This window comes from Brevundimonas sp., assembly GCF_031082345.1.
Lineage (GTDB): Bacteria > Pseudomonadota > Alphaproteobacteria > Caulobacterales > Caulobacteraceae > Brevundimonas.
Window position 1 is genome coordinate 1 of sequence record NZ_JAVHLH010000160.1, and the last position, 6,747, is coordinate 6,747.

Annotated in this window: 8 protein-coding genes, 1 pseudogene and 1 other annotated feature; all 9 genes and pseudogenes read left to right on the forward strand. The window is 69.7% G+C overall.

The genetic code is table 11. The annotated features are described in order from the left end of the window. Positions 1 to 1,670: YdbH domain-containing protein (locus RDU12_RS10730; protein ID WP_308684594.1), on the forward strand; the 1,670-nt coding region annotated here is incomplete at its 5' end. Positions 1,671 to 1,751: 81 nt separating this feature from the next. Beyond that, positions 1,752 to 1,940 (forward strand): YnbE family lipoprotein, encoded by a 189-nt coding sequence (locus tag RDU12_RS10735; protein WP_300290673.1) that lies wholly within the window; start codon positions 1,752 to 1,754, stop codon positions 1,938 to 1,940. Continuing rightward, positions 1,940 to 2,320 (forward strand): YdbL family protein, encoded by a 381-nt coding sequence (locus RDU12_RS10740; RefSeq protein ID WP_308684595.1) that lies wholly within the window; start codon positions 1,940 to 1,942, stop codon positions 2,318 to 2,320. Before RDU12_RS10735 ends, RDU12_RS10740 begins: the two co-directional genes overlap by 1 nt. Before the next feature lie 110 nt (positions 2,321 to 2,430). Beyond that, positions 2,431 to 2,559, forward strand: a complete 129-nt coding sequence (locus RDU12_RS10745) for a hypothetical protein (protein ID WP_300290677.1) — start codon at positions 2,431 to 2,433, stop codon at positions 2,557 to 2,559. A 99-nt stretch (positions 2,560 to 2,658) separates the two neighbouring features. Next, positions 2,659 to 3,708, forward strand: coding sequence for a sensor histidine kinase (locus RDU12_RS10750; RefSeq protein WP_300290679.1), 1,050 nt, complete (start codon positions 2,659 to 2,661; stop codon positions 3,706 to 3,708). A 52-nt stretch (positions 3,709 to 3,760) separates the two neighbouring features. Further along, positions 3,761 to 3,814, forward strand: a sequence feature (sul1 is cis-regulatory element that is thought to sense ions involved in sulfur or methionine metabolism; They are found in Alphaproteobacteria). 49 nt (positions 3,815 to 3,863) lie between these two features. Further along, positions 3,864 to 5,348 carry a SulP family inorganic anion transporter gene (locus RDU12_RS10755; protein WP_300290682.1) on the forward strand — a complete coding sequence of 495 codons (1,485 nt, stop codon included), beginning with the start codon at positions 3,864 to 3,866 and terminating at the stop codon, positions 5,346 to 5,348. A gap of 79 nt (positions 5,349 to 5,427) precedes the next feature. Further along, positions 5,428 to 5,685, forward strand: coding sequence for a hypothetical protein (locus tag RDU12_RS10760; protein ID WP_300290684.1), 258 nt, complete (start codon positions 5,428 to 5,430; stop codon positions 5,683 to 5,685). A 31-nt stretch (positions 5,686 to 5,716) separates the two neighbouring features. After that, on the forward strand, positions 5,717 to 6,529 hold the full coding sequence (locus RDU12_RS10765) for a tryptophan 2,3-dioxygenase (RefSeq protein ID WP_300290686.1): 813 nt from the start codon (positions 5,717 to 5,719) through the stop codon (positions 6,527 to 6,529). 11 nt (positions 6,530 to 6,540) lie between these two features. Then, positions 6,541 to 6,747: pseudogene (locus tag RDU12_RS10770) on the forward strand (hypothetical protein); the annotation flags it as partial.

Consider the following 6,747-nt stretch of genomic DNA (forward strand, 5'->3'; position numbering starts at 1 on the left):
ATTCGGGGGGCGGGACGCTCGCCCTGACCGCCACGCGCGGCCGGGGCCTGCCCGAGGCGGCCTTCGCCATCCCGGCGTGGCGGCTGACGGCGGACGGCTTCACCGCCGACCTCGACGGCCGCGCCGCGCTGGATTTCGACCTGGCGCGCGGGATCGCCCTGGACACCCGCGGGCGGCTGACCTCCTCCGGCGGGCGGGTGACCTATGTGGCGGCGGAATGCACGCCGCTGACCGTCGAGCGGCTGGAGCTCGGCGAGAACGACGTCGTCGACCTGTCCGGCCGGGCCTGCCCGATCGACCGGCCACTGGTCAGCATCGCCGGCGGACGCTGGCGCGCCGACGGCGGCCTGGCCGGCCTCGACGCCTCCGCCCCCTTCCTCGCCCTGCATTTCCGCGACGCCCACGGCCGTTTTGCGGCGACCGGCGGTCCGGCCGGCCTCGGTCTCGAGACCCGCGTCGACCGGGCGACCGTCGAGGACGCCACCACGCCGCTGCGCTTCAACCCCCTCCAGGCGTCCGGTTCGGCCCGGCTGGAGAACGAGGACTGGACCGGCGCCTTCGACCTGTCCCGAAATGACACGCCGCTCGGCCGCCTCGACCTCGCCCACGACGGCCCGACCGGCGCGGGCGGCCTGACCATAGACGCCCCGTCCATCGTCTTCGCCGAGGGCGGGCTGCAGCCGGCCGATCTCAGTCCCCTCGCGGGCGATTTCGTCGGCTCTCCCGCGACCGGCTCCGTCGCCTTCGAGGGGCGCGTCGACTGGCGGGCCGAGGCCGAGGGCTCCAGCACCGGCCGCCTGACCATCCCCGGCCTCGACTTCGTCAGCCCGGCCGGGCCGGTGAAGGGACTGAGAGGAACCGTCGACTTCACCAGTCTGGCCCCGCTGGTCACCGCCCCCGGCCAGCGCCTGACCGCCGAGGTGCTGGAGTCCGTCGCGCCCCTGACCGACATCGAACTGAGCTTCGGTCTCGACAAGGCCGGGGTGACCGTCGAGGGCGGCGACCTGTCCATCGCCGGCGGCCTCGTCCGGGTCGAACCCTTCGTCCTGCCGCTGGACCGCAGCCAGCCCTTCAGCGGCGTCATCGTGCTGGAGAAGGTCCAGCTGGGCGAGATCATCGCCGGCTCGGGTTTCGGCGACACGGTGATGCTGGATGCGGTGGTGTCCGGCCGGCTGCCCTTCACCTCGGATCCGGTGGCGGGAATCCGCATCTCGGCCGGGACGCTCGCCGCCATCCAGCCGGGCCGGCTGTCGATCCAGCGCGAGGCGCTCAGCGATCTCGAGGCGGGCGGGGGCGGCGAGGGCGTACCCCCGAACACGGTCCAGGATCTGGCCTACCAGGCCATGGAGAACCTGTCGTTCGACATCCTCTCGGCCGAGGTCAACAGCCTCGACGAGGGTCGCATCGGCGTGCTGTTCCGCATCCGCGGCCGCCACGACCCGCCGCAGCACCAGGAGCTCCGCATCAGCCTCGCCGAGTTCATCAGCCGCGAATTCCTCAACCGCGAACTGCCCCTGCCGTCGGGCACGGGCATCGACCTGACGCTCGACACCACCCTGAACCTGAACCAGCTGATCGGCGACCTTCTGGAGCTGAACCGGGCCCGCAACGGCGATCCTTCGGCGGAGGCGGCCGCCCCGGATCGAACCGGGCCGGTCCCCACGCCTTGATCGCGCCGTTCTGGCCGTTCAGAACCCATTCACCCCGCGCGGCGTTAAGGTCGTCGCAGATCAACACCGGAGACCACAGCCATGACCCGGACCCGCGCAAGTCTCGCCCTGATCGGCTTCATCGCCGCCGTCGGCGCGAGCGCCTGCACGCCCACGGTCCGGCTCCAGGTCGACCCGATCCAGATCTACGCCAAGCTGGACGCCGACGTCCGCGTCCGTCTCGACAAGGAGCTTCAGGACCTCCTCGTCGAGAACCCGAACCTGTTCTGATGCGAAAGTCGCCTCCGATGTCCTTCCGCAAGCTCTTCGTCGTCGCCGCCGCTATCGCCGCGCTCGGCGTGGCCGCCGGCGCCGCCTTCGCGCAGACCGCGCAGCAGAAGGCCATGATCGACTCCGCCAAGGCGCAGGGCGTCGTGGGCGAGCAGGCCGACGGCTATCTCGGCTTCCGCCAGCCCTCGTCGGATTCGACCCTGACCGAGGCCGTGTCGGTGACCAACAACGCCCGTCGCGAGGCCTATGCCCGCAGCGCCGAGGTGGCCGGAACCACGGCGGATGTCGCCGCGGCCCGCGCGTTCGAGACCATCGTCCTGCCGCGCGTCAGCTCAGGCCAGTGGTATCGCAACGCCCAAGGCCGGTGGGTCCAGCGCTAGCATACGGACCCTTTAGTCCCGCGCGCGGGTTTCCCTGACGGCCGGACCGTAGGGCCGCTATGGGATATCCGATGCGAACTGCTTCACAATGCCGGGCCATGGCCGCGAGAATGGATGATCAGGCCGCCTGCGCCGTCGAGCCGGAGATGCGGGCGGAATGGACCCGAATGGCCTCTGGCTGGCGCAGGGCGGCGCGACAGGCGGACTGGCAGGATCTGTATGTCGTCCGGACCACCTGAGCCGGCTGCCGACTAATAATTCCAGGAACCCGGCTTTTTCCGCTAGAAGCGTCTGGTTGGCCGTCCTTTTGCGCGCCGGAACAGGACGGCTCATCCGCCATGCCGACCGTGATCCCCGCGATCGAGGATGCCCAGACTCTCGCCGAGGCGATCGTCGACACCATTCATGAGCCGCTGATCGTCCTCGACGGCGGCCTGCGGGTCCTCGCCGCCAGTCGGGCCTTCTACGAGATATTCCGGGTCGATCCCGAGCACACCATGGGCTGCCGGCTCTACGACCTCGGCGACGGCCAGTGGAACATCCCGGCGCTGCGCCTGCTGCTCGAGACCATCATTCCCGAAAAGACCGCGATGGACGGGTTCGAGGTCGAGCACGACTTTCCCGGCGTCGGCCGCCGCACCATGCTGCTCAACGCCCGCAAGGTGATCTACGAGACCCTCGCCGACAGCACCATCCTGCTGGCCTTTACCGACATCACCGCCCGCCGGGCGGTGGAGCGCGACCTCGCCGACCTGCTGGAGCATACGGAAGAGCTGCTCCGCCAGAAGCAGGTCCTGCTGCAGGAGATGCAGCACCGCGTCGCCAACAGTCTGCAGATCATCGCCAGCATCCTGCTGATCAAGGCCCGCGCCGTGACCTCCGAGGAAACCCGCCTCCATCTCAAGGATGCGCACCAGCGGGTCCTCTCGGTCGCCGAGGTCCAGTCCCATCTCCACGCCTCGGGCGATCTCGACCAGATCGAGGTCGGGCCCTATCTGACCAAGCTGTGCGACAGCCTCGCCGCCTCGATGCTCGGCGACAGTCATCCGATCAGCCTCCGGGTCGAGGCGGATCACAGCCGTATCGGGTCCGACAAGGCCGTCAGCATGGGCCTGATCGTCACCGAACTCGTCATCAACGCCATCAAATACGCCTTCCCCCAGCCGCGCGGCGACGCCCTCATCCTGGTCCGCTTCGAGAGCGAGGGAGACAGCTGGATGCTGGGCGTCAGGGACAATGGCGTCGGCGTCGACGAAACCGCGGCGCCCGGAGCCCACGGCGGGCTCGGCGGCGCCATCGTCGAGGCCCTGGTCAAACAGCTGGAGGCCCGGATGCAGGTGGACTCCGCCGCGGGCATGGACGTCTCCATCCGCCACGCTGCGGACTGAGCGTCCGCGCGGGGTTGATTGCCCGGTCCGGATGACGCAAAAGCCGCGTCCTCAAGGACCCGGCCCGACCGGGTGGCTAGCCCGGCCGCCGATCCGCCGGGAAACCTGAGCGAGCCCGCCATCGCGCCGGCCCGCACGAGCGTCAGTCGGTTTTCATGTCCGTTTTCGCCTCGGCGCGCCAGCAGTGGCTCGCCAACCCCCGCCGCGACCTGCTCGCGGGCACGGTCGTCGCCCTCGCCCTGATCCCCGAGGCCATCGCCTTCTCGATCATCGCCGGCGTCGACCCGGCTGTCGGCCTCTACGCCAGCTTCGTCATCGCCGTGACCATCGCCTTCGTCGGCGGTCGCCCGGCCATGATCAGCGCCGCCACAGGGGCCATGGCGCTGCTGATGGTCACGCTCGTGCGTGATCACGGCCTCGAATACCTGTTCGCCGCCTCCCTGCTGTGCGGCGTCATCCAGATCGGGGTCGGCCTGCTGAAGCTGGGCCGCTACATCAAATTCGTGTCGCGCAGCGTCATGACCGGCTTCGTCAACTCCCTGGCCATCCTGATCTTCCTGGCCCAGATGCCCGAACTGATCGGCGCCAACTGGCAGACCTTCGCCCTCGTCGGCGCGGCGCTGGCGATCATCTATGGCCTGCCGCGCCTCACCAGGGCCGTGCCGTCGCCGCTGGTCGCCATCGTCCTGCTCAGCGGATTCGTGATCTGGAGCGGCGTCGATGTGCGCACCGTCGGGGACATGGGCGAGATGCCGTCGGCCCTGCCGTTCTTCCAGATCCCCAATGTGCCCCTGACCTGGGAGACGCTGACCATCATCGGCCCCGTCGCCGCGACCCTGGCCTTCGTCGGCCTGCTGGAGAGCCTGCTGACCGCCAACCTGCTCGACGACATCACCGACACGCCCTCTGACAAGGATCGCGAGACCCGCGGCCAGGGCATCGCCAACGTCCTGTCTCCCCTGTTCGGCGGCATGGCCGGCTGCGCCATGATCGGCCAGTCGATCATCAACGTCACTTCCGGCGCGCGCGGACGCCTGTCGACCCTGTGGGCCGGCCTGTTCCTGCTGTTCCTGATCCTCGTGCTGCAGGACTGGGTCGCCCGCATTCCGATGGCGGCGCTGGTCGCGGTGATGATCATGGTCTCGGTCGGCACCTTCGACTGGGGGTCGGTGCTGCGGCTGCGCTCCACACCGATGCAGTCCTCGATCGTCATGGTGGCCACCACGGTCACGGTGGTCGCCACCCACGACCTGTCCAAGGGCGTGGTGCTGGGCGTGGTGCTGTCGGCGATCTTCTTCATGCGCAAGGTCGGCAAGACCATCGTGGTCGAGGAGATCGAGACGCCGGAAGACGGCGTGCTTCGCTATCGCGTCACCGGCAATCTGTTCTTCGCCTCCGCCGACGTCTTTGCCGCGGCCTTCGAGCATCACGGCCATCCGGCCCGCGTCGACATCGACATGAGCGACGCCCACCTGTGGGATCTCACCGGCGTGGCGGCGGTCGACAAGGTCGTGTTCCGCTATCGCCGTCAGGGCGCCGAGGTCGAGGTGATCGGCATGAACAAGGCGGCCCGCACCCTGGTCGATCGTGTCGGCAAGCACGACAAGAGCCATCTGCCGGGCGCCGCCGCCGCGCACTGACCGCCGGCTCGCGCGATCGCGAACGCCCCCGTAGTTCTACGGGGGTGGCCCGGTGGCGCGGAACGCCTAGGGTTGTCCGATGACCCCATTTCGCACCTTTCTCGCCGTGGCTGGCGTCGCTGTCGGCTCGGTTGTCGGCATCAGCCTGGCGTGGACGGCCATCGGCGGCGGCGCCATGCCGATCCACGGCGTCGTGGCCCTGTCCCTCGGCGTGGCCGGCACCATCGCCCTCGCCTGGGTCCTGATGGCTCTGGCCTTCAAGTCCGACCGCGACGGCTGGGACGACCGGGCCGACCGGACGGGCAGCGCCGACGTCGAGGCGTCGGACAAGTCTTGAGCCGCGCCGCGCCGCGGGCGATAGGTCTCGCATGACCGACGCCTCCGACAAGCCCGCCTCCGCGATCACCTACGCCGGCTACCTCGCCCTCGACGATCTTCTGGCGGCCCAGCACCCCCGGTCGGACGAGCATGACGAGATGCTGTTCGTCATCATCCACCAGACCAAGGAGCTGTGGCTCAAACAGATCCTGCACGAGGTGGCGCAGGCCCAGGGCCTGGTCCGCGCCGGCGACCTGGTCCCCGCCTACAAGAGTCTCGCCCGCGTCAGCCGCATCCAGGCGGTGATGACCATGAGCTGGGACATCCTGGCGACCATGACCCCGGCCGACTATCTGCGCTTCCGCGGCGAGCTGGGGACCTCGTCGGGTTTCCAGAGCGACCAGTTCCGGCGCTTCGAATACATGCTCGGTCTGAAGGACGACCGCTTCCTACGCTTCCATGAGGAACGGCCCGAGGCCCACGCGGCGCTCAGGGCGGCGCTCGACGCGCCCAGCCTCTATGACGACGCCCTGGCCCAGCTCGCCGCCGCCGGCCTGCCCGTGCCGGCCGAGGTGCTGAACCGCGACGTCAGCAAGCCCTGGGAGCCGTCGGAAGGGGTCGAGGTGGCCTGGCTGGAGGTCTATCGCGACACCGCGCGCTGGTGGCCCTTCTACCAGCTGGCCGAAAAACTGGTCGATCTGGACGACGCCCTGCTGACCTGGCGGCACAAGCACGTCGTCACCGTCGAGCGCATCATCGGCCGCCGTCGCGGCACCGGCGGCACCGAGGGCGTCGCCTATCTGACCGAGACCCTGCAGCGCCGCTGCTTCCCCGAGCTGTGGTCGCTGCGCACCAAACTCTGAAGGAGACCCGGATGCGAAACGCCCTGCTGATCGCGGCCTTGCTCGGACTGGCCGCCTGCGGCCGGGACGAGGCGCCGGCTCCGATTGCGCCCGATGCGCCGGCCGCGCCGCAAGCGCCGGTCGCCCCGCCGATCCCTTCGACGCCGCCCGAGGCCCCCGACCGCCTCGCCTTCGTCGACGCCGGCGGCGCGGAACGCCTGTCGCTGGCCTGTCGCGAC

Bases quoted from the DNA above. Each gene is read 5' to 3' on its own strand.
- RDU12_RS10735 (WP_300290673.1), top strand. From the start codon at position 1,752: ATGACCCGGACCCGCGCAAGTCTCGCCCTGATCGGCTTCATCGCCGCC.
- RDU12_RS10740 (WP_308684595.1), top strand. From the start codon at position 1,940: ATGCGAAAGTCGCCTCCGATGTCCTTCCGCAAGCTCTTCGTCGTCGCC.
- RDU12_RS10745 (WP_300290677.1), top strand. From the start codon at position 2,431: ATGGATGATCAGGCCGCCTGCGCCGTCGAGCCGGAGATGCGGGCGGAA.
- RDU12_RS10750 (WP_300290679.1), top strand. From the start codon at position 2,659: ATGCCGACCGTGATCCCCGCGATCGAGGATGCCCAGACTCTCGCCGAG.
- RDU12_RS10755 (WP_300290682.1), top strand. From the start codon at position 3,864: ATGTCCGTTTTCGCCTCGGCGCGCCAGCAGTGGCTCGCCAACCCCCGC.
- RDU12_RS10760 (WP_300290684.1), top strand. From the start codon at position 5,428: ATGACCCCATTTCGCACCTTTCTCGCCGTGGCTGGCGTCGCTGTCGGC.
- RDU12_RS10765 (WP_300290686.1), top strand. From the start codon at position 5,717: ATGACCGACGCCTCCGACAAGCCCGCCTCCGCGATCACCTACGCCGGC.